11 protein-coding genes (1 of these 11 running past the window's edge) are annotated in these 24,227 nt (G+C 68.4%); 7 read left to right on the top strand and 4 right to left on the bottom strand.

Translation table 11 applies throughout. From position 1 onward, the window contains the following. From ACIRG5_RS45500 to ACIRG5_RS45530, 7 genes are all read left to right on the top strand, one after another. A protein-coding gene (locus ACIRG5_RS45500) for a UvrD-helicase domain-containing protein (RefSeq protein WP_402917187.1) crosses the window boundary here: on the top strand, positions 1-15,067 show its 3' portion. The gene continues 12,704 nt to the left of window position 1, outside the view; the window shows 15,067 of its 27,771 coding nt (coding positions 12,705-27,771); its start codon lies off the left edge, out of view; it ends in the stop codon at positions 15,065-15,067. A 33-nt stretch (positions 15,068-15,100) separates the two neighbouring features. Beyond that, entirely contained in the window at positions 15,101-15,526 is a 426-nt protein-coding gene (locus tag ACIRG5_RS45505; RefSeq protein WP_402917189.1) for a DUF6292 family protein, read from the top strand. Positions 15,527-15,597: 71 nt separating this feature from the next. Then, positions 15,598-16,152 carry a hypothetical protein gene (locus tag ACIRG5_RS45510; RefSeq protein ID WP_402917191.1) on the top strand — a complete coding sequence of 185 codons (555 nt, stop codon included), beginning with the start codon at positions 15,598-15,600 and terminating at the stop codon, positions 16,150-16,152. Then, positions 16,149-17,216, top strand: coding sequence for an NlpC/P60 family protein (locus tag ACIRG5_RS45515; RefSeq protein ID WP_402917193.1), 1,068 nt, complete (start codon positions 16,149-16,151; stop codon positions 17,214-17,216). Before ACIRG5_RS45510 ends, ACIRG5_RS45515 begins: the two co-directional genes overlap by 4 nt. 125 nt (positions 17,217-17,341) lie before the next feature. Next, the gene (locus tag ACIRG5_RS45520; protein WP_402917195.1) at positions 17,342-18,514 is read left to right on the top strand and encodes a hypothetical protein; all 1,173 of its coding nucleotides are present in this window, start codon (positions 17,342-17,344) and stop codon (positions 18,512-18,514) included. A gap of 92 nt (positions 18,515-18,606) precedes the next feature. Then, on the top strand, positions 18,607-19,149 hold the full coding sequence (locus tag ACIRG5_RS45525; protein ID WP_402917197.1) for a helix-turn-helix domain-containing protein: 543 nt from the start codon (positions 18,607-18,609) through the stop codon (positions 19,147-19,149). Between the two features lie 270 nt (positions 19,150-19,419). Next, positions 19,420-19,788, top strand: a complete 369-nt coding sequence (locus tag ACIRG5_RS45530) for a DUF6355 family natural product biosynthesis protein (protein WP_402917199.1) — start codon at positions 19,420-19,422, stop codon at positions 19,786-19,788. 366 nt (positions 19,789-20,154) lie between these two features. On the opposite strand, the gene ACIRG5_RS45535 is transcribed toward ACIRG5_RS45530, so the two are convergent. The 4 genes from ACIRG5_RS45535 to ACIRG5_RS45550 are packed head-to-tail and all read right to left on the bottom strand — an operon-like array spanning position 20,155 to position 24,199. Next, the gene (locus ACIRG5_RS45535; protein ID WP_402917201.1) at positions 20,155-21,234 is read right to left on the bottom strand and encodes a DnaB-like helicase N-terminal domain-containing protein; all 1,080 of its coding nucleotides are present in this window, start codon (positions 21,232-21,234) and stop codon (positions 20,155-20,157) included. Further along, positions 21,231-21,476 carry a hypothetical protein gene (locus ACIRG5_RS45540; RefSeq protein WP_402917203.1) on the bottom strand — a complete coding sequence of 82 codons (246 nt, stop codon included), beginning with the start codon at positions 21,474-21,476 and terminating at the stop codon, positions 21,231-21,233. Before ACIRG5_RS45540 ends, ACIRG5_RS45535 begins: the two co-directional genes overlap by 4 nt. Before the next feature lie 9 nt (positions 21,477-21,485). After that, the gene (locus tag ACIRG5_RS45545; protein ID WP_402917205.1) at positions 21,486-21,752 is read right to left on the bottom strand and encodes a hypothetical protein; all 267 of its coding nucleotides are present in this window, start codon (positions 21,750-21,752) and stop codon (positions 21,486-21,488) included. Then, positions 21,749-24,199, bottom strand: a complete 2,451-nt coding sequence (locus tag ACIRG5_RS45550; protein WP_402917207.1) for a DnaB-like helicase N-terminal domain-containing protein — start codon at positions 24,197-24,199, stop codon at positions 21,749-21,751. The genes ACIRG5_RS45545 and ACIRG5_RS45550 overlap by 4 nt, the downstream gene beginning before the upstream one ends. Positions 24,200-24,227 lie beyond the last annotated feature (28 nt).

The following is a 24,227-nucleotide window of genomic DNA, read 5'->3' on the forward strand; positions in this document are numbered from 1 at the left end:
CTTCGATGAGAACGGCGCGATCGACGTCAAAACCGGACACAGCGCGATGTTCTCGGTGTCGATACTGGAAGCAGCGCTGACGCAGGTGATCGCCGGCGCAACGGGCAACGCGGCCGATGACGACAGGAACCTGCTCCGGCTGATGGCAGAAGGACACCTGCCCACGGTTGAGGAGTGCCTTAGCTCCCAACCGCTGGACCCGCCGTCCGTGTCCGACCCCGACGCGCTGGTCGCCTGGGCGCTGCGCGCGGGTGAGCCGCGTGAGCCTGTGTTCGAGATGGCCGGGCAGATCGCGCATGTCCTGGAGATGCGTCTGTTCCAGGCAGGGTTCACCGTGGTGGAGTCGACGACGGGCACGGTCGAGGTCGATCACGCCCGCGCACTCGTCTCGGTCCCTCCCGCTCGGGTGCGCGGCTCTCAGCCTCGCGAACAGCTCGCGCTCAACATCGTCACGATGGCGGAGGCGATCGCGCATTCCCTGCGGGTCCGACGCGACGCGCTCATCAGCGGTGACGCGATCGATCCGCAGCGGCTGGAGAACCGGTGGCGGCGCCTGGTCGAGGTGGCTGCCCGCCGCGGCCTGGTCGCACGCGTCGACGACGACGGGGTGCTGCTCGACAACACCGGTCCTGACGCCACCATGGCGCAGGGCCAGCAGTGGGCGCTCGTCGCGACGCTGCCGGTGCGCGACAGGGTGCTGTGGCTGTCGCGGCGAATCGCCGCAGAGCCCGTCGACGTCGCCCTGCTGACCGGTGCGGAGGCGCACCCGCATGTGAGGCCCGCGCGGGCAGCACTGCCGTTCGTTCTGGATCTGCCCCCGCATCTGCAGAGCACGGGTGTTCCCGGCACGCTCGACCCTGGTGACGCCGCTCCCGCGCTCGGTTCAGGGCTGCACGACACCACGCCGCGGTTGCCGGGGACCTTGCGCGCCTGGCGGGCTCTGGCAGCCGAGTACGGGCTGCACGCGACTGTCGTGCGCGTTGGCGACGCGGCGTTCGTCACCGTTCACGAGCCCGCAGCCCCGAATCCTCCGGTGCTGTCGTACAAGGCCGATACAGGCGAGATCTTCGACGGTGCTGGACGGCTACTGCAGGGCTCCGCCGCTGAGCATCTCGCCGCTCACCGACTCGTTCTCAACGCGGCACACTTCACCGCGGACACCACGGTGCGGGACTGGCCGCGCAGGCTGGCGCAACTGGCCCCGCACATGCTGGCCGAGTCACCGCACGCCTTCGAGATCGAGACACTCGTCCGCGAGGCGCTGGAGCAGGTCTACGACGCCGGGGCGGCCGAGAACGCGATGCGCGAGGCCGAGATCCTCGCCGGGCCGCTGACGCTCACGCCGGAACGAGAAGCCCTTGTGCTGCGCGAGATCCGTGAGCATGCCTCCGGCTATCACAAGCTCGATACCGATGTCGGCCGTTATCTGACCGCTGAGGGCCACCTCAACGGCAGCTGGCAGGAATGGGAGTGGATCACCGAGTGGGTCCGCCAGCACCCCGAGGTGACCCGCGGCCTGCCCAATCACGCCGCGATCCAGCAACGCCGCGACACCGAAAAGGCCGACGCAGAACGTGCAGCGGACAGTCACTTCAGCAAGGCCTCGGTCGCGAACGCCAATCGCGACTTCGACACCGCGCTGGACCTGCTCGATCTGGCCGAGCTCGCCGACCCAGGCCGTCACGATCGGTGGCAGCGCGCGCGGCACGCGGTCGCGGAGGCACAGGCCCGTCACGTGCGGTCGGAGTCCGCCGGTGCTCCCGTCCCCGAGGACGCCGGCGACGAGCAGGGCCTGGCGACCACGGCACAACCGCAGGCCGAGCCCACGCTGATCACCCCGACGCACCAGGACGACACCTACGCCCGGATCAACGAGGAGACGGCTCGCTGGTTCGACGAGCAACTGCGCAACTCCGTGCGAGCCAACGAATACCTCGCCGAGCCGGACCGACTCGGATCCCCCGAGGGGCTGGAGCGCGCTCGCGAAGTCGGCCTGCTGATCGGCTACGCGCCGGCCGGGTGGGGCGGTCTCGTGACGCACCTACGGTCCAAAGGATTCCAGGACCAGGACCTGGTCGATGCCGGCGTCGCCCGGGTCAAGAACGGTGTTCTGCTGGACTTCTTCTACAACCGGATCATGTTCGGCATCCGGGACCTGCAAGGCCGCGTCGCAGGTTTCATCGGCCGTGCCATGCCCGGAAACGACGGGGCGAAATACCTCAACACCCCCGAGACCCCGCTGTTCTCCAAGCGCACCCTGTTGTTCGGACTCTACGAGCAACGCGACAAGGCGAGCACGGCGGTTCCGGTTCCCGTCGAAGGCCCTTTCGACACCGCGGCGATCCTCGCGCGCACCGGCGACGACCGGCAACTGATGCCCGTGGGCACCTGCGGAACCGCGCTGACGACCGAGCACCTTGCCGCGCTGGACACGGTCGTTCCGCTCGACCGGCGCCGCGTGCTCGCCCTCGACCCGGACAGCGCGGGCCACAAGGCCGCCCTCGCGACCGCGAGGGACGCCGTGTGCGTCTATCCGGAGCTGGCCATCACGACCCTGCCCGACGGGATGGACCCGGCCGTGTTCGCGGGGCGCGCTACACCTGAGGACCATGTCGCGGCCTATCTAGGGCCACCGCACAGCCGTCCCGCGCAGGACGTGCTCGTCGACGAGATCGTCGCACGGTGGGCCGACAAGCTGACCGAGGTGGAAGGTCACCTCGGCGCGGTCCGCGAAGCCGCCGCCCTCATCGCCACGCTGCCCCCGCGCCACATCGGCGCGAGCACGCGCCGTGCGGGCGAAGCGCACCCGCTGCAGATCGGTGCGCTGGGCGACGCCGTGCTCGGTGCGATGCTCGACAGCTGGCCAGACTCGGCGTGGAGGGACGATCCCGCCGTGGTCGACCTGGTGGTCGACCTGTTCACGCTGCTGCCGGGCAACCGCGTCGACGAACCAGGGCCAGTGGCGGCACACGGAGCGCGCGCCGCGTCGAAGCTGGGCGTCGACCCTGTGGAACTGGCGGAGCGGATCGCGGCCGCCCGCGTCACCGAGGGCGGCAACACCGGCACACCGCAGGCCGGACCTGGGAGCCCTACGTCAGCCCCCACAACACCGACAGGCACGCCTCTTGCCGACGGCGGCCACGCCGACACCGCGGGCGAGCAGACTCATTCGGACGCTGAGCACTCGCCGGTCGACACGCCTCCGGCCAAGGACAGCGTGTCCCTGCCCGGCAACCACTGGACACGCCGAATCCAGGTCACTATCGGCCGCGACGCCGTGGTCGTGCGCGGTACGACCGGCGTCGACCATGAACAGCGCCTTCGCGATGTGCTCAAGGACCCTCAGCACAAGTTCGTGTTCCGCCGGCGCGAGAGCGGCAACGTGTGGCGCTACAAGGTTCCGCGCACGGGAGGCACGAGCCTGGCCGATGCCGCCCAAGCCGTCAAGGACGTGCTGGCCGAGATCGCGGCGCTCGACCTGGCCGAGCTCGTCGCGAACCGCGAGGCGAAGGCGCGCCAACCCGAGGCGAAGGCGCGCAACCGCGAGGTGCAGGCCAAGAAGCGTGAGGAGGTGCTGGCGTTCCCGCCCACCCCGCAGCAGCAAGCGATCCGAGATGCCTTCGCCACCGGCGCGGACATCGCGGTCGAGGCACTGGCAGGAACGGGAAAAACGACGACCCTGCTGATGCTGGCCGCCATGGTCGCGCACCTGCGAATTGTGTACGTCGCCTTCAACAGAGCGATCGCGAACGAGGCCGAGGAGAAGTTCCAGAGCAACGTCGCGGTCAACACGATGCACGGCTTCGCGCGGGCAGCGCTGATCAACACCCCCTACGGCGCCCGACTGTCCTCGATCTCCAAGAACGACGGATTTCCCAGCAAGATCGCGGAAACCCTCGGCGTCACCGACCTCGCGGTGAGCTCCGGCCTTGCCGGAGAGTGGATCGAAGCGGAGACCCTCGTCCGGCTGGCACTGCGCGTGGTTGAGCGCTACCGGCAGAGCGCGGATGTCGACCTGGGCATGAAGCACCTCGGGCACGAACCGCCCCTTGAAGCGCTGACCCGGGTCGACGAGGCAGTGCTGGAGCTCGCTCATCGGATCTGGGCGGACAAGTCCAGTGCGGACGGAGGCCTGCTCAACCTGGTGCACGACGACTATCAAAAGGTCTGGGCGCTGAGCAACCCGCGGCTGCCTGCGGACGTGATCTTCTTCGACGAGGTCCAGGACTGCAACGAGGTCCAGGCGATGGTCGTGCAGGCGCAGTCAGCACAGGTCGTGGTCGTCGGAGACCGCTACCAGTCCATCTACGGCTTCCGTGGTGCCAAGGACTACCTGACCCGCTGGCCGGCGGAGGTACGGCTCTCGCTCACTCAGTCGTGGCGGTTCGGCGCGGCGGTGGAGAACGTGGGCAACCGATTCCTGCAGCTACTCAAGGCCGATCTACGACTGGAAGGCACACCGGCCATCCCCACCGTGCTCGGCCCAGTGGAGGAACCGGACGCGATCCTGTGCCGCACCAACGCGGGAGCCGTCGCGGCCGTGCTGGACGCGATGGACAACGGCAAGCGAGTCGCGCTCGTCGGCGGCGGCAAGGCCATCGAGGACATCGCCAAGGCGGCAATCCTCCTCAAACGAGGGAAACGGACGTGGCACGAGGACCTGCGGCATTTCCCCGACTGGCAGGCAGTGCAGGACTACGCCCATGACCACGAGGAGGCCCAATCGCTGCTGACGCTGGTACTCCTCATCGACAAGTATGGCCCCGACACCGTGATCGACATGGCCAAGGCCTTGGCTGATGAGGACGAAACCGCCGAGGACATCAAGCCCGACCTGATCGTGAGCACCGCTCACAAGGCCAAAGGCCGCGAGTGGGACCAGGTCCTGATCGCCGGCGATTTCCTCGGTCCGGTCTGGGACGACAAGGCCGAGAAGTTGGTGATGCCGGACGACGAGTCGCTGCGGCTCGGCTACGCCGCGGTGACCCGCGGCAAGAAGCGGCTCGATCTCGGGTCGTTGTCGTGGGTCCTCCAGCACGGTGGTCCCGCGCAGTCCGAAGCGGACATCTCCCGACCGGCGCTGCAGATGATCGCAGCCACGGCAGAACAAGAGGCGCCCACACCTGCCTCGGCCCCAGCACCCGGCGTACAGGTAAGTGGCCAGCCGGAAGGTGCGCAGACTCGCGGCGACGGTGGGGCCACGGAACACGATCGTGGCGCCGACGGATCACCCGCAGTCCCGCGGGGCGACAACATATCCGGTGCGCCTGACGTTGTGCAGCTCCGTGATGGGGGCGCACTGGAAGAGGATGGATACGACGACGAGATCCGCGTCGTCGACGGCATCAGCGACATCCGCCGCATGCTGCGTGATCAGCACTGGACGCTGATGGAGGACCAGCCGGCCGAACTGGCCGGCATCACCACCGAGCACTGGCGGCGGCTCGACGCCTCGCTCGCGCTCGGCGTCACTCACGACGGTCAGGTGATGCCATACGTGTCGATCCGATTCGGGCCGTTCGACTCAGCGGACTGGTGGGAAGTCGACTTCGCGTCCGCGCAGGAGATCCACATGCTGGTGGAGCAGTGCGGTCTCTCCGGAGTGGCACGCCGGGCATCTGATCCTGACCAGTGGCTGGTCGAACCGTCCGTCACGACCGAAGCGGCCCTCGTCATGGCTCGCGTCGAGAACACCACGCTTGTGCAGCGGCACGCCGACGCTGTCGAGGACACGTGGTACTTCGCCGACACGAGCGAGCCTGTGGTGCTCGCAACGCCGATGCCCGAGCTGGACCTGCGTAAGCGAGAGCACGTCGTGGCGCACGTCCTGGGTGACCGCAGCACCGACGAAAAGATCACGGCGATGGTCACGACGGTGCTGTCCGGGAAGACGAGCTGGCAGGGTGTCTACCTCGACGATGTGCTGCGCACGCTGCCCGAGCTCGATGAGCAGGTGTACCGGCGCGCGGTCACGGCCGCAGTGGGACGCGCGACATCCGGTCCGTTCGACGTCGCGCGAGCGCGGGCAGCGCTGGAGAGGTTGGCCGGTGGGGACCCATCCCTGCCGATCAACAGCATCGGTCACTACGCGGAGGTGACTGAGCCCGACCCGGACCTCACCGAGTTCAAGCGCACAGCGGTCGAGCCCGTCCGCCCGGTGCGCGGCGTCGTGGTGGACGTGACGCCGCAGCCACGCGCCCGCATGCGGGTGATCATCGAGCGCGACGTGCCCCACGCAAACGGCGCGACCCAGACGCACCGTGACTTCCCGATCGACGGCACAGTCCCACTGGCAGATCCTGCTACCCGCCCACAGCGGCACGAGCCTGACCAGGCCAACGCTGAGACGCTGCCGCGCCCGGCCGCCGATGCCGAACGCCCGCCCGTGCCCGGCACGGCGCCGAGCCCAGTGCCGGCGGAGGGTGGCATGGAAGACGCGAATGTCCTGTTCTCACGTGCCGAGATTCCTGACGCCGACCTGCTGGCGGTCTTGCCCAGCCGGGCGGCGCTGGACCGGGACGCCGATCGACACCTCGCTGGATCCCACGCCACGGCATCACCCGCGCAGGTGGAACGACTGCTCGAACTGCACGCCGATGGCGTGATGGGCCAGCCGAGCACCTGGCTGCCGCTGGGCGACCACCTCAAGACAGACCCCGCCAGCGTGGTCAAGCAGGACAACACCTCGGCCACGATCTACGCCAGGCCAGGTTCAGGCGAGCAACTCGCGCCCTGGTACATCGCGCTCGCACGCGAGATCGAGTCCCGCGGGTACGCCGTGCGGCACTACACGCCAGCGCGACAAGGCGACCCCTCGTACGTGATCAGCCACGACCTCAAGACCGTTCTGGTGAACACACGCCTGCACACCAGCACTCAGGCGCACAACCTCACCGACGCCTTCGTGAGCGTCCTTGCGCGCACCGTACCGGGCGCGGCTGATCCGAACAGCGCGCAGAAGGCCCTCGATCGCGTCGACCACGATCCCGTCAACGCCGAAGCGGCGACGCCGCCCGTGGCGGACGCGCATCTCGACGGTGCTGAGGCCGCTGACGGCCTGTTTGACGTCCTCGACCCTGACGCGGATCTGCTGGCGGTCCTGCCGGCGAACACCCGGATGGATCGTCGCGCCGATGCCGCCCTGTCGGTGCGCACGTCCATCACGCCTGACCAGGTCAACGACCTCGTCAACAGGTGGAATCAGGTCGAGGCCGGGCAGACTCGGTTCGACGCGATCTATGACTTCTACCGGCGGGACCCGGCGGATCCCAGCAAGCCGCTCACGGCCTCGCGCGGCAACGAGCCGATCACGCGGGCGTGGCTGGCGGCGCTCACACGAGACATCGCAGCTCACGGGTACGCGGTGCGGCACTTCCAGCCCGCTCTGGGCGTCAGCGCACCACAGACCCACGTGCTGCACTCGAGTCGAGTGGTGCTGATCAACAGCAGGCTTCCCGTCAACAGCCACTTCTGGGACCTGGTCAAGGCACTTGCCGCCCTGCGAGCACCCGCGTCGAGCATCACCACCGCACCAGGCGTCATGCTCGCCGCGCCCCACGTGGAGCAGCCCGGCGAACTCCCCCCAGGTGCGGCGGAGACAGACGACCTGGCCACACCACCCCCTGACGACATCGCCGAGCCGGACCACGAGCTTCTGGCCACGCTGCCCGCGGGGTCCCGAATGGACCCCGCTGCCGATTTCATGCTCGCGACACCGACATCGGTTACCGCCAAGCACATCGACCAGCTCGTGCAGTTGCGCGACCAGGTCGAAGCGGGCTGGTCCGTAACGACGTTGTGGGACCTCCTGGCGACTGATCCCGCTGAACCGCACCGAAAGTATCGGCCGGAAGAACCCGAGCACGAGCGGGTGACGTGGGCGTGGCGGGCGGCGCTGGCGCGCGACATCGCGGCCACCGGCTACACGGTGCGGCATTTCATCCCAGCGACGGCTCCGTCATCGCTCTCGGTGCAGGTGCTCGACGATCCTCGGGTGGTGCTGGTCAACAGCACGTACCCGGTTATCAGCCTGACGGCAGCGCTGGGGGGTGCGCTGAAGGATCTGCGAGCCCGCTCGTCGACGTCGGCCGGTGACGCGGACGCGGATTTGATGGCGCTCTTGCCGCCCGGCTCTCTGCTCGATGTGATGGCAGATGTGCGGCTTGGCGGGCCTACGTCGGTGAACACCGCCCAACTCGATCACCTGTTGGAGCTGCATTCTCAGGGCGTCAAAGGCAAACCCGACACCTGGATTCCGATGGACAACCTGCTGAAGTCGGATCTGGAGAAGCCAGGCCACAACTACTACGGGATGCATCCTGCGCTCACCGCGGTGCGGCGCGCGTGGCACATCGCGCTGGCGCGCGAGATCGAGGCTCGCGGCTACACCGTGCGGCACTACTTCGCTGCGGACACGCCACCCGCACCACCGGCAGGGCGTGGCCGGGCGCGCCAAGCTGCGGAACACGCCGGAACGCCACGGGCTGACGTGCATCACGATCGGCAGCTGGTACTGGTGAACGGCAGGGCGAGGATCCTCGACTCCATCCCCGTGCTGGCCGGCGCGCTCGCCCAGGTGCGGGCGCGCACGGCACCCGCAGCGCTGGCTGGCGAGGGGTCGGAACTGGCGGCACAGGCGGGAACTGCCGACTCGACCGCGGACCGACCGGCTACGCCGACACCAGTGGACGCGCACGACGGCTCCGCGGCCGATGCGGGGTCGCTGTTCGAGGTCGCCGCGAGCCCGGGATTCAAGGCCTCGGCCTCGGATTACGCGGACACATCGGGCGTGATGTTCACCGAGAGCACCTACGACGAGATCATGCTGCGCCCGGAGATCTTTGACGCCGTCCGCAGGGGTGACCTTGGGGCTGTCGCGCGGATGATCCGTCTTGGGCTCGGAATCGACTTCCCTGAACCTGATCCGTTGCCTGGTGATGAAGCGCTCCTTGCGGTGCTTCCTGACGGGGCGTATCTCGACCCGGACGCCGAGGCGGTGCTCGTGGGCAACTCGTCGGTGCCTGCCTCCCAGGTGGATCAGTTGCTGGCGCTGCACGGGCTGGGCGTCGACCTCGATCCGCATAGCTGGAAGCCGATGTATGACTTGCTCGCGTCGGACCCCGCCGATCCCAGCCGCAGCTACGCGGGCCACGACCCGGAGAGTCAGCGGGTGGCTGCCGAGTGGGTCCGCGCGCTGAATCGGGAGATCACCGCGCACGACTTCACCGTGCGGCTGTTCCGGACAGTCTCGGAGCCTCCCTACGTCCAGCGCGCAGTGGATACAGACCTTCGGGTGGTGCTGGTGAACGCCAAGATTCCTCTGTCAGGCATCGCCAGCCAACTCACTGGTGCTCTTGCAGAGCTACGCGCCCAGGTCGCGGCGGATTCGGACGCTACGCGGCAACCAGCACCGGCACGGGCCGCCGCGAACCAGTCCGCTGACGAGCCTTGTCATGCCGAGGATGTGTCTACCCCGCAGGGAAATCCTGTCGTCGGTGGTGCTGTCACCGTTCAGCCAGAGCCACGGCTGGAGCCGTTTGACTCGATCGGTAGTGCGGGGCTGGGAGCGTTGTTCGGCGACGGCCGCCCGGACGACTCGCATCTGCTGCGCGAACTGCCCTCGGGCACCGTCATGGACCATGGTGCCGACGCCGCACTCGCCCAGGACGTCACTAGCGTGACCGCCTCCATGATCGCCGAGTTGATCAGGACACGCACTCGGGGCCCGGAAGGTGACCGGGGCGTCCGAAAGCTCTTGCGCCAAGACCCAGATACCGGTCAGGTCTTCAACGACAGGACCGCTGACGGGTATAAGCGCACGACTCGCTCGTGGTTCGTGGCCCTTGTGCGCGAGGCCGAGTCACATGGCTACACGGTGCGGCATTTCCGGCCCACCGCCGAGCACGCGAAAGCGCCGCTGCTGCCGCTTCATGACCAGCGAGTACTGCTGGTCAACAGCCGTACGTTGAGTCATATCAACGCTTTTGCCTTGACAGGCGTCGTGTTCCAGTTGCGCGCCAAGGGAGCCAAAGCGCAGGCGGAGGCGCCGGAGCTCGCGGGGCCCCTCTTGCCGGCAACCGCACCGGAGCTGCCTGCTGCGCCGACCGGAACGCGGCCCCCGGATCAGCCAGGGGCGCAGGATCAGGCGCGCGTACGCGCCGTGCTGACTGATGAGGTCCTCATCGGCGCCGACCGCGAGGCCAACGGCTTGTACCGCGTGCACCACCAGGTCCTGCATGGGAAGGACTGGGTGACGCTGCGCCTGGCCACTGCAACGCACGAGGACGCGGCGGGGGAGCTGTCCGAACGGTTCGTCGCTGAGGCAGATCAGGTGGAACGACGATTCGGCGAACTGGTCGACGTCTACGCCGGTGTCCCCGCCGAGCAGCTCTTCGGACCGCCACCGGCCATCGTGCCGTCGATTGCGGACCTGCTCAGCGACCTTCCGTTTACGGTCGTTCCCGGCGACGTGGCCGACCCGGTCACGCTGCGGAACCGCTTCTCAGCGTGGGAACGCGAGCTCCCGCCCGCACCGGAGAACGCGCCGACGCGGTTGGCGATTCGCGTGACTGATCGCCTGCTGCAGACCAAGCGCGGTTTCGACACGGCCGCGACGGTGCGCAAGGTAGCGGGCAACGACCGCGCGCCACTGCACACGGCGGGCCGCATGCGGCAGATCGCTGACGCGATCGACACAGCGGCGGCACAACGCTCCGGTGATCCCGCGCCGCTGGGCCGATACCCGCAAGGCCGTGGCTTGTCCGACCAGTTGCGGTTCGTCGCCGGCCGCCTGGAGCAGACCGTGGCGCAGCCGTGGCCGCTGGCTCACGCTCACGCGGCCGCCGTGCTGGACGCGCTGCAGTCCGCAGGCCTGCGGGAGACCATCCAGCGCGGCGGCGATGACGGGCTGCGCCCCGGCCAGCGCCTCGTCAGGCGGCTGCCCGCCAACCTCGGGCAGGTCGTCGATCCGCGGGCTGTGGCGATCCTGCGGGACACGTTCAGCGCAGTTCATGGTCACGGTCAGCTCGACACCGAACCCGCGAATCCGTCGACCAACGCTGGCCCGCTTGTGTTCACTCTGTTCGCACTGGGCTGGGAGATCCGCAGGCGCGGCGGCATCGCCGACGACGCCGGGCAGGCACTGCGCGACGTGCGCCTGACCGATGTCGGCGAGCATCTGCTCCAGCTTTGCCAGGCCATGGCCCAGACCGCGGGCCTGGACCTGCCATTCCCGATCGATACGGAGGCGCTTCCTGCGGTTTTGCCCGCCGCCGATGATGAGGCCTCGCCGGCCCGCACGGTGGCCCGCGACCTGTTCGCCGGCGCCGATCCAGACCTGGTCCGTGCGACGCTGCTGGAGCTGCCCGACTCGTCTGCAGCCCTGCGCGCGCTGTGGCGCGCGCTTGAGCCTGGGGGAGAGGACCTGCTCGGACAGGTCGTCTCTTGGACGGTCCGGGATGCGATCTACGGCGTCGCACACGACCAGCAGATGAACCCCGATGAGCGGGCACGCGCCGAGATCTCCTACGGCCGAGGCATCTCGATGGCGACGATGCTCGCCGCGGTCGCGGACGAACTCACACATCGGTCGCAGGGCGCGGACCTGCTCGGCGCTATCTTGCGCGGGGTCCCGGCCGGTGATGTCGTCGAGAGCCTGAACGCGCTGAGCGATCACATGGCCGAGCACGGCGGTTTCGCCGTCCCAGGCCGGGAACAGCGGCGGATGGCCACCGCGAGCGGCGACCAGATGTCGATGTTCGGCCTGGAACCAGACGAGGCACACGACAGCGCCGCACCGACTCCCACCACTCCTGCTCTGGTCGCCGTTGACCCTGCCGGACAAGCGGCCAAGGAGGCGATCCCTGACACTGCGGCAGCCGAGACCGCGCCTGCGCACCCAGTGCCCGTCGAGGCAGCCACCGTCACTGACAACGAGGACGCCGTGCCCCCGATCAGCGTCGCTCCCAGCGCTGCCGCGGACGGTGCTCCGGCTGTGGTGCCAGACCTCGATGTCCCCACCGGCCAGGGCATGGTCCTCAGGCTGCACGACGGCCGCGAGCTCACACATGTTCCTGACGGCGCCGGCGAGCATCTGGGCTCTGCAGTGGAGGCCTTCGTGCGTGAGGAGCGGGGCAGGTTCCGGCTCGTCATCGGCCGCGACGGCCACGAAGCGCCGCGGCGGAAGGGGGCAGGGCCGTGGTGGTGGACGCTGGACCGCATCGACGCCGAGGGCAACAAGCTCCCGGCGGCAGTCCTGACCCACGGAGTCGGTTTCGCTGCCGCGGAGCACGCATTCTCGGCGGCCTCTGTGGAGCTGTACAAACTCGAACCCAAGCTCGGCATCATCGCCGCCGAGACCACACCAAAGCAGCGTCCGAAGGGCGATCCGCTGACCAACGGCGACATCGCGGCGGTAGTGCTGAAGATGGCCGAGTGGGAGTTCACTCGCCTGGTTCGGGCCGTCGTGTCCGGACAGGCGTACCACCCGGACTGGTGGGGAGCTGGCGTGAAGAGCGTCCACGCCGACGCAACTCTGTGGTTCGAGTGGACCGCCCGCGGCGTCACGATCCACACGACCAGTGGCCCCCCGCATCGCGACGGGACCTTGACCAACGAGGACTTCGGCAGCTGGGTCGCGACGGGCCTGTCTGATCCGCTTCGCGAGCTGATCCTTGACACCGATCGGGCCCTGACCCTGCTGGGAAAGGCCGAGATCGGCTATCGGGCAATCGGCGAGGCGGAGCTGCGGGATCAGGTCGAGCACGGCCTGGAGCGGATCATTCACCAAGTGAAGCGGGCAGTGGTAGACAACGCGCTGCACGTGCTCGGCTCCACGCGTCCAGGCTCGGCGGCCCGCGTCCTGACGCGACGCGCAACAGCGTCGTTGTTCGACGTGGCCGTGGATCGTGACGCTCGTACCTACGGGTCAACAATCACCGCGGTCCGCGAGCTGCTCGCGCTTCTCCCCGATCCGGCGACGCACGAAGTGCCCTGGCGGGAACTCCGTGTTGGGGACCTAATCCTTGATCCGCACACCGACCCGGACAACGCGGTGCGGATCACGGCGCGTGCCGACACGATCAGCCACGTCGACCTTGATGGTGAGGTGCAGGGGACGGATCCCACCCGCGACCTGCTCTGGAAAATCGAGCGCGATGACCAGTCGCGCGTACCCCGCGTCGTGCCACCAGGCTCGTTGCGATCGTTCAGCGGCATCACCCACGACCCCGCGTCCACCGATCGGTCGGCGGATCCGATCGAGGCCGTCGAGGCGCAGAGCGACGCGGAGCAGAGCGCGACAGCCAGCAAGCAGACCGACACGGCGCAGACCGACAGGGCGGGTGCGCAGGCAGAGAGTCCAGGAGCCCCGTCCGACCTCGCGTCCACTGCCAGCGTGCCCGGACAGGCCTCGCCAGTGGCGAACGCTCCCGCGCTCCTGCGCGTGGGTATGTCCTGGAAGCAACTCGAGGAACTGGCACAGCAGCACAGCTTGTCGGTCGTCAAGGCCAGGTCCGCGCAGGTCCCGCGCTACGACCCAGAGCTGAAGGTGATCACAGTCCCGTTCGCGGTCGATGACCAGACGGCCACGGCCATGCTGTTCGAGCAGCTCGCGGCAATCCTCGCTCCACCTGGCCAGGCTCCTGAAGCGGCCGACCCGCGCCCCGAACCGATCGGGGAGCAGTCACAGCAGGAGTTTCTGCCGCCACCACGGTCGCTGCGAGAACCAGCCGAGGCTGCGCCCGAGCAGGCCAAGCAGGGCGAGCACTACCACGGCAACATGCCTGCCCTTGAGCAGCCCGAGGACACGCACACCATCGCCGTGCACGACGCCGACTCGGAGCTGCATGAGCTCGCAGACGACGCACTCGGCGAGCACGAGACCATCACCGCGCCGCCGGCATCTCTGGGTGCCGATGATGACTACGACTGGCGATCAGCCCTCGCTGACGGAGAAGACCTCACCTCTGCGGCAGTCGATGTGCTCCCGCTCGACACGGCAGATCCCGGCACGTCGCTCTCGCTCACGATGCCCGATCCGCCGGCGGCACCTGATCTCGTCACGACCGGCGCGGCTGATCGCACCGCTGACCCTGAGCCCGAGGCGTCAGGCGGCGAACCCCAGGCGGACGGTGACCACGATGCGGAGGAAGCGCCCGAAAGCGCAGGCGACAGCGGTGATCACCTGGCGGCTGATGACGAGGACCCTGACCCGTGGGAGTTTTGGGTCGGGGAACTGGGAGAAGACGTCGTCAACGGCACTGCTGTCTCAGCCCCTCCTGCCTCTCTCCAGGAGGCCGAAGCCCGGCCATCCAGCGGTGACAGCGCTGCCTTGGCACCCGGCACCGACGCCCCTGCCAGTGACGAACCGCGTGCCGTTGCGGCGGACCAGCCAGTAGCTCCCGACGTGCAGTTACCTCCGCGAGAACCCGCGGATCTCTTCTCACGCGACACATCCCGTACACGCGCCATCCGTGACAGCGGTGAGACGGACCTGCACCAGACCGTCGCACAATGGATAGATCTAGTCAACGAAGCGGCACAGCTGGGGTACGCGGTACACACCGGCACAGTGTCCATTGTGGACCTTGGCTCGTCGACCATCCAGATATCTGCCGCCAGTCCTCCCGCTGAACGCGTGGCGGAGCTGACCCAGGCCCTGAAGGAGTTGGAGATGCAGCCCACCGTCCCGGCGCGGCCGACGGCGACGCCGTCGCTCAACCCGATCTACGACGACCTGCTCAGGACCTACGGCGATCCCGGCCGTTCACCGGCACTCGCGCAGCCACAACGAAACACTTCAGGCGCGCCCAGCGAGCCGGAACCTCCTGACCCGGTCCACGACGCCACACTCCAATCACGGCACGGCACGGCAACGAAGCCAACGGTCCTCGACCAAGGCGTTCTCAGTGAGGCGTCCACGGACTCCGCCGCCAGCGTGCCGCGCCCACGCCGGCCAGCCAGGTTGACTGAGCGCTGGTCACGTCGCACGACTGGCCCCCAAAGCGTCACAGGCTGGGACCCGATTACGGATGTGGTAGCGCTGTACGCGAGCCGTGGCGTCCGGTGATTTTGGACTGCCTGCACGAGAGGAAGAACCCGCATGACGAGCCAAGATCGTGATATGCCCGAGGCGTCGACTCACGCCCAGTACGTGCAGGCGGTCGTGACCGAACTCCGCGGTTTGGACGTTGCCGTCGCTGACGTCGTGGTCGAGTCGGTGCCACTTCGGCGTGGCCAGATGACCATCACCGAACCGGCGCCCGCCGGCACCGAGTCCGAGGCGGAATGGGTACGGCTGATGTGGACGGAGCGGCAGGGCTGGTCCTGGCAGGTGTGCTACGCGGGCGAGCAACCCCGCGTCCCCACCTACTTCGGACTCGCGCTCGTTCCGCCACCGCGGCAGGTCGCCACGTGGCTGGTCGTCGCGCTGCGGCATCCGGGGGTCGAGCCGACTCGTGAAGCCGATGCTCTCGACCGCACGAGCTTGGAGAAGGACTTGCTCGGCTACACCGTGTCCGCGATGTGAGCGCCGCGTGCGGCACGTCGGGGGACGACCGAACGCCACCAGGAATCACCTGATGATCGAGGGGGACGATCATGGCTGTACCAGGCTTCACACGCGCCGCGCTGCTCGTCACACTTGCCGCCTGGGCACTCACGGGATGCTCGCGCGATCCCAGTGGCACGGCACCAGACGCGCGGGCACCCGTGCCCGCGGGGACACCGGCGGCGGTACCACCGGAGATTCAGCAGGTGTGCTCGGACTTCGCGGCGGCCTCGCTGGCCTTCGACACGACACGCGACCAAGGACCGGGTCAGGCTCGCCAACGGGCGGCCGAGCGGTTCGGCACGCCCGAGCTCGCGTCGCGTCTCAGCGCAGAGGGGCGCAGCACCACGACGTGGAACATGGTGGCGGCACGCCGCGGCCGCGTCGAGGTCACCACGGTGCCGGTGCGCGACGACCCACCGGCACCGCGCGAGGGCAGTGCCGGCGCCGGTGCGGTGGCGACACGGGTCGCGGTCGGGGACGCGGGCTGGCGCCAGGAACTGTCCACAGTGGTCATCTATTGCGCGTTGGGTCGTGAGGACTCGGGCTGGCGTGTCACCGGCGTGCGCCTCGCGGACTCCGAATCCGGCGCGGAGTCGCCGTGAACGCCGGCCGGCTGGGGTTCACGGCTTTACTGCTGCCCCTCGGGATGATCATGGTGGTTCTTATGACGCTGATGATCGGCGCGCAGGAGAACTCGACAACCGCAACGGCGTCCAGGGGCGGCCTGGACTGGAGTGGGATCTCCCTAACCTGTTCGGGGGTTCCGGCGTGGGCGTGCGGACCGTTGCAGGCCGCCGCCGCGAAGTACCCCAAGCTGCCCGCACCGATTCTGGCCGCGCAACTCGAGGTCGAGAGCCAATGGCGCCTCGACGCGCACAACGACGACTCAGGCGCGGACGGGCCCGCGCAGTTCATCCCGACAACGTGGACAGAGTGGGGGCGCGACGGCGACGGCGACGGCCGTGCCGACACCCGCAACGGCGCGGACGCCATCGCATCGCAATCGGCCTACATGGACTACCTGGTGTCGTTCGTGGAGAAGCGACCGGGCCTGAACGGCGATGCGATCAGCTTGGCGCTGGCCAGTTACAACGCGGGCCCAGGGCGGGTTCTCGACAGCGGCGGAATCCCTCCGATCGCAGAAACCCAGGACTACGTCCGCGAGATCCGCCAACTCGCGGTCACCAAGTACGCGCAGGTGCTTCGCGGTTCGGGAGAGGCCAAAGACGTCATCGCCGCAGCCGCCACGCACGTGAACAAGACCATGTACTCGTGGGGTGGCGGCGGACTCGAGAAACCCACACTGGGCATGCCCCCAGACACCCACGTCGTCGGCTTCGACTGCTCGTCGCTCGTGCGGTACGCGTTCTACATCGGCACCTCGCGGCAGATCGAGCTTCCGCGCGTGGCCGACGACCAGTACAACAGCACCCGCGCGCAGACCGTCCGCGCCGACCAGTTACAACCCGGCGACCTGCTGTTCTGGGACTGGAACGAGGACGGCCAGAAAGACCACGTCGCCCTCTACATCGGCGACCAGCAGATGATCGAGGCACCCCAGTCGGGCCAGCTGATCCGCCAGATCTCTCTGCAGGCGAAGGGAGGCCGATGGGTCGCCACCCGCGTGTTCGGTGGACCGCGCGACCCGAAACAACCTAAAGTCTGAACCCGCTGGGAAGCCAGCCCATCGCTGTACCGCTCCTGTGCAGCGCAACGCCTTGCAGGAGCACAGGATCAGCCCCCGCTTCCTGATTCCGCCCGGACTACGTCCGATCAGAACAGGAAGTCCTCATGACCAGACCCACTGGTGAATCCACCGTCGTGCCGTTCGCCGGGCTTCCGGTGATCCAGCCGCCGCTGCCCGAGCCCCTGGCTCAGCGCGTGGAGAGCATGCTCGGCACGCTGGCCCGCGACGCCCGTGACTCGCTGATCGATCACCACTACCGCAACGCCGGCGAGGACCACGCCGAACTGCTCACCCAGCGCCTCGTCGACGCTCGACTGGCGCCCTCCTCACTACGACCACTCGACGTCAGCGGCGCCCTGGATGCTTACGAGCGCGCCATGCGGCAGGGGCCGACGCCAGGCTTCGAGGAAAGACTCGACCAGCAGAACTACGTCGCGGGGCTGTGTGAGCACCTGGCTGTCCAGGCAACGCGGTATGACGAGGCCGTCGCGATCGCACAGACGAACGGACACAGCGACCTGCGGGCTCTCGACATGGAAGGCTCGATCTCCACCGCGGCGCTGCCGCTGCAGGACGTCTCGGCGCTCGCAGAGGACATGCGTGAGGTCGCGCGCGGCCTTGCGGCCACCGAAGGGGTGGTGGTCCCGACCCTGCGCGCTCACGACGAGTCCACAGCCGAGCGGCAACGAACACAGGAAGCAGCCGACAAGCTCGAGGTACTGATCGACGAGTTCGCGGTTCTCACCGCCCTGCCTCAGTTCGACCATAGCCAGATGGACGGGCGCGGGATCAGCGACACCTCGCGCGCCGCCGCCCGCATCGCCAGGATCCAGGCCGAGACTCCGTCCGCGATCGCCCTGCTCGACAGCGGCCGGGCCCACGTTCTGAAGCTCCTCGTGCCCGACGCCTCGTGGCACGACCAGCAACGCCCAAGCGGCGACGGCCCCACGCATCTGCCCAGTCCCTTGCGTCGCGCGGCAGAGCGGTTCCTCAACCGGCTAATCCATCCCACGGCACCACGGGGCGAACTCCCCGAGGCCGAGAAGAACACCCGCAACGAGATGTCCCGGGGAATCGCCAAGCTGCACGCGCAGGACCCGGAGGTCGTGCGCACGCTGCCGCCGGTACATGCGGGACTCGTGCGCGCCGTCGTGGCCGCCGTCAGCCAAGCGCCCCCACCAGCCGCCCAGCCGGGCAGGGCGAAGCTGGCTCTGGTGCGTCCGCGTGTCGACGCGGACCCGAGTATCTCGCCCGGCTCAAGCCGCCCGCGCGGCTGAAGAACCCGTCAGCGCGCCGGTTTGTCCAGCGTCACCGGACGTTCGAGGCGGCCGTCTGCGCGAGCACATCACCACCCAGGGGGAACACGTTCATGCCTGTCCGCCGAGAGGTCCCGAACTTCGATCGCAAGGCGATGATTTACCACCGGCAGCGCGCCGGCCTCACCCAAGCCGAACTCGGAGAGCAGATCCATGCCGCCAACGACGCGGTGTCCCGGTTGGAGCGCGGAGTAACGCCGATCACCGCGCGCGTTCTGCGCAGCGTCGCCGAGGTCTTGCGCGTGACTCCCGCGCAACTGCAGCACCCGCTGACCGCACTTCCGACGCTGACGAACCTGCGCGAGTTGCGTGCGCTGACCCGCGCAGAACTCGCCCAGCGGCTGTGGATCACCCCCCAGCGGCTCGAATGGTGGGAAGCCGGCGCGCTGGGAGCGCAGGAGGAGACAGGAGAACTGCTCGCCGCCAACCTTGGCATCGGCGCCGAGTCGATCGCCACGTTCGAACGCACCGGTGCTCTTCCTGTGCCGATCCGAACTAGGCTCGCCCACGCCCTGCGTGTGCGACCTCGACTCGTGCAGGCCGCCTTCACCGCGTCCCGCTGCGCTCATCGCACGCCACGCGCGGCGGCCGCGTGAAGAGGCTGAGGGACGGATCGCCGCGCGGATAAATTGACTCACCGCCTTCCTGGCGCAAACCGGTGTTGTAAGACGTATTCACTTCAGTGCAGTACGCAACAGCGATTAGCTGACAGACTCCCGTCGAGGCGGAAATTCGGATACTTTCCCCCATGTCTTGACCACGACGAAGACCCTCGACTTTTCTGAGGTCAGCACGCGGGGAATCCGGCGCGAATCACCAACAGTTGCGCGCCACCCGCGATATCAGTGATGCAATCGGGGGAAATCGTGAAGAACTCAATCCTTGCCCGCGGCGCGGCCACGCTCGCTGTCGCCGCCACTCTCGCGACAGGACTCGCGTCGACCGCGTCCGCGCAGGTCCACGGGCGCACTGCCGCGGAGCAGGGGCCCGGCTCAGGCAGCAGCTACAGCACCGCGAGCTGCGGCTTCTACTTCTCGGGCTGGGACACGAACGAGAAGGCCTATTACAACCACTGCAGCTCGTACGACGGTCGGATCAAGGTGCGTTTCTCGTACTGGCCCTTCGCCAGCTACAAGGAGATCCGCGTCATGGGCGGAGTCACGAACCTGACCGACCACTGGGACCTGCAGGGTCGCGGCAAGGTCACCTATGCGTGCGCGGTCGGCTACTGCTGACTCGCCACCGGCATTCATGACCCGACCAGAAGGGAGGATCTCGCACAATTAGACCGTCAGTACCCACTCTGCCGGATGTTCACGTGAATTCACGGCACAGCGGCCCACACTTCCGAAACCTGCCGGTCGAAGTGTGGGCCGTCACCTAATGCTCCCAAGCCGGATTCCGCTCAATTTCACGTGGAATCCGGCTTTCGCGCGCACGGCTTCTTGTGCGCGGCGCCTTCCGGGGCGACGCCGGTCAAGGTTCTCGCCATCAGCGCCGCCGTGTGTGCCCTCACCGAATCGGACATGGCGGCGGTCCTCACCATTGCGGAGGGCGGCTCAGCGGATGGCTTCCTGAGTCGGAGCAGGACCTGTGTGTCGTCAGTTGCGGCTGACCACCGCGGCGGACCCGTGCTCGGTCGCGGCTCGTCTCCTCTGGTCTGCCGGGCCGGCTGTGTTGTGCGGCAACCGATCGGCGCGAGCGTGTGGCGCTGTGTCGTCACCTGCACGGACACGGGCCGGGACGTCGTTGTACCGCGTCCACGCCGCACGGGCGACGACAACGACGGCCAGCGCGAGATCACTAGGAGGCTCGCGGGTCATGGCGGTCAGCTCCATGACGCTCAACGCGGTGAGAGTGGAGAGCTTCTCCGACTCCCAGGCGACGGTGATCGGCCTGAGCTGTCCGTGGCGCTCGAACGCGATCTGCATGGCACGCCAAGCTGACGCGTGCTTCGCCAAGCCGAAGTCCTCAGGCTGGAACAGCTCCAGGAGGTTCCTCTCCCGCGCGGCGGGGTCGGCCAGCATCGCACGGATCAGCACAGCCTCTTGGCGGTCGACGAGCCGTTTCGGAAGCGGCGTGGTCGGATCGGCCAGGTTGGACGCTGGAGTGGAACCTGGGCCGGCGTGACTGCGGCTCTCCTCACGTGCCTCCCGGTAGACGTTGCTCAGGACCCGCTTGCGGTCCGCTAACTCCTGCGACGTCATGGCCGCAGCGCCGAGATCGCCGGTGATGCCGCCGCTGGCAGCAGCCGGCCGCAGCCCTAGCCCGTCGAGGCGACGCCGACCGGCTGCCTCGCGCACGACCACCTCGTACATCGCGACGTCGAAGATGTTCGACGGCGCGGCCGCGAGCACCTCGTGCATCAACCGGCGCGGATGCACGACGTCCGTCTCACTGAATCGCCTGGACTCCACGGCCTCGGCCACAACCGTGGCGTTCTGCAGAACCCGCGCGGGAACAGCAGGCGCCAGCGCGACGTCAGCAGGGTCACGAACCTGCCCGGACTCGCCCTGCACGCCGAGTACCGCGGTCCACACCGCCGCGTGCTCGGGGGATCCGAACTCCTCAACCGTCAACGGGGCCGTGCCGGTAGCCAACTCCGGTTGTCTGACTACGGCGCCGAGCATGGCCCGCTCGGCGTACCACGCCGCACTCGCGACGATCACAGGCCCGGTCATGGCGACAACGCCGACCGTGCACGCGCCACCTTCTCCTCGGACGCGATCATGAGCGTCTGCATGCTGTCAAGCTCGGCCCCGGTCTCCGGCGACACCGGCCGGTACACGTCGTCGTCAACGCGAACGGCCCACCACCGGCCCCCGATCAGGACCGCCTCGGCGACACGGTGCCGTTGTCCGCGTCCCTCGTCTACCAGCGCGGTCATCTGCGCACGGCTCATCATCTCAACGTCGCTGACCATCGTGCCTCCTCAGGCCTGGTGGGTGGGCAGGTCGGCGCCCAGGTCGCCTGCAGCGAAGAGCGCGTCGAACGACGTGGCTGCGGCCAGTCCCGCCGTCAGCTCAGCGGCGAGCTCTGCGGACGCCTCCTGAAAGTCGTCCTCTCCCTCGATGACCGTGAACCACGTGCCGTCGAGCAGCACAGCTTGGGGCACCAGCCGCCCAGGGCCGAGCTCATGCGTCCAGCGCTGAGCCCGGCCTGCGGCGACGTACTCGTCCATGGCGGCGCGGCTGATCATGCTCGGGGCCCTCCTGCTCGAGTTAGCGGTTCACCGGGATACGGCCGTGGGGGTGGCGGACGTGAACCCGCGCGCACCGCGCTGGTCTGTTCGAGCTGTTCAGCCGCCGAGGTGGCATGTGTGCGGAGGCTCCGCACCTGCGACTTCGCTGCCGCGATCCCAGCCTCGGTCGGCACTTTTGACGTGTCGGCAAGGGCAACCAGTGCGCTCTGCACGTCTGCTTTGGCGCGCGCCAACGCCGAGGACACCAGCAGCCCCAGCGATCGGCGGACCCTACCGTGGTCGACCTCGGGCGGCGCCCCCAGCTTTGCGAGCTCCTTGACGCCGGGCATCGGACGGTGCGCGAAGTCTGGGTTCCTTGTCTCCCAGTGCACCGAGACCCAGTTCACCGGTTCCCCCCTGCCCTGCACGTCCTTGATCGTCCGCCACAGGTTCGCGTGACGCTCACTGCCGAAGTGCTCCGGCTGCAGGTCCAGGATCGCCTGCGGAATCGACTCCATGCGCCCGGCGTGCAGCGCCAGATGCAGGACGTGCCGCTCGGCGCGGTGACGCAACGGCGCGAGAACCGGCCGCAGAGGATCAGGCATGCGCCACGACCGTGACGCCTCGGCCACAGCGGAAGCAGCCTGCTGCCCATCGACGTCCACACCGGACCGCCGCACTGCGGAGGCCAACTGCGCCGACATCACGTCCAGTTGTCCGTCGATCGTCGTCAAGGTCGCCGCCAAGTTCCGTGCCGAGCGCGCCGAGCGGTCCGGTACCAAGAGCTCCGGGGAGATCAGCGGTGTCCCACGATCCATCTGCACGGCCATTGCGGCCAGACGCCGGGAGAATCCGGTCTCCCACACCTTGCGCGCCAAGCGGAACTGCGCGGCCGGATCGAACACGCCTCGGAACGGCACACTCGCCGTGGGCGCGGCCGCGTTGATCTCGGCCACCACCCGTTGAATGTCCCTTCTGGACAGACTGTGCGGCACGAGCGACCTCTGCAGCGCCTCGAACAGCTTGACGTGGTTCTCCTGCGCCACGCTCAGACGCTTTGCCTCCGTCGGCATCGACGCGACGTCGTAGAGCCCGCCACTGCGATTCAGCGCCCGCAGCGCCTCGTACACCACGCGCATCTCGGGATTGGAAAAGTCACGGGCGCCCAGACGTTTCTCGATCTTCCCGATCGCGGCCGGCGCGTTGAGCAGGCTTCCCAGCAGCGCCTGTTCCACTGGCAGGTCAGGATCGAACTGGATCGACGTCTCGTCGGGCGAACTGGTGTCCGAGGCCTCCGTGGGGCCAGTGGCCGAGTCGAGCGCCACTGCGGATGAGCCGACTTCCGCCGCAGCCTCCTGGAAAGGAGCAACCGGGGCGGACGCTGATCCGCCACGATCGCGATCACGGACAGCCCGCTGCTTCGCGGTGACGAACGCACCGGCAATGCGTGCCTTGGCCCACTCAGGAGGAGCGCCGGCGATCCGTTCGATCTCGCGCGCAACCGCCGACAGCTTCCCGGCCGGTGAGAGACCGTCGACCGCACTGATCACCCGGCTCTGAACCCGGCGATCAGGCAAACGCTCATCGAGCAAGCCCGCGAGCTGCCGCAACCGGGCCGCAGTGTGCAGCGGAGTCGAGTCGGTCCCCACGATCGTGCGCGCGAACTGAACCATGGGAAAGGAGCCGCGTTCCGAGCGATCCTCGATCAGGAGAACGGCCAGCGCGAGCGCGCGCTGTACCGGCAGGTTGCCGGGATTGGCCTGACGTACCTCGTCGATCTGCCGCCGCCACGTGATCGCGAGCAGCCCGCGGGTCCGCAGATCACGCTCCTGCAGATCCAGCGGGAATCGCTCGTCCGCCAGGTCGGTTGGCGGCTGGGGCACCTCCGTGGCCAGCAGGGGCGTCAGATGATTCCTGGCGAGAAGGTCGAACTGGCCGGCGGCATCGGCACGCGCGGACGCCACCAGGTCCTCATCGGCCGTAGTCTCGTCGCCCGGACCGATGACCTCGACCAGGTCGAATCCGCCGATCGCGGCCATCTGGTCGGCCACCGCGTCGAGGTGCGCCGCCGTGACATCGATGCCCAGACCACGCAGCGCCGACCCGATCACCCCGTCGACGCGGGCGCGCCGACGAGCCTCGGCCGCGAGCGCACGCAGTGCAACTGCCATGTCGACGCCGTACCCCCGCGACAGCTGTTCCCGTGCGCTGCGTTCGACGGCGTCCGCGTCGCGAGCCAGACCCGAGACCTGGTTGGCGAAGTCGTCCCCGAACAGGTCCCATGCCGCGTCCGAAGCCTCCTCGTCCGCCGCCACAGGCACCGCTGGCTCGGCGGCGTCGTCCGGGCGCGGCACCGGCACCGAAGCGGTGGCCGCCGGATCTGCCGCAGTACGTTCATCCACGGGATCTCGGGCGCTGTCCTCCGGTGCCTGCATCACGACCGTCGACTCGATGGCCTCTGTCATGGACTTCCCCCTGGTCTATCTGTGATGG

The sequence above is a fragment of the Lentzea sp. NPDC102401 genome, assembly GCF_044765805.1.
Lineage (GTDB): Bacteria > Actinomycetota > Actinomycetes > Mycobacteriales > Pseudonocardiaceae > Lentzea > Lentzea sokolovensis.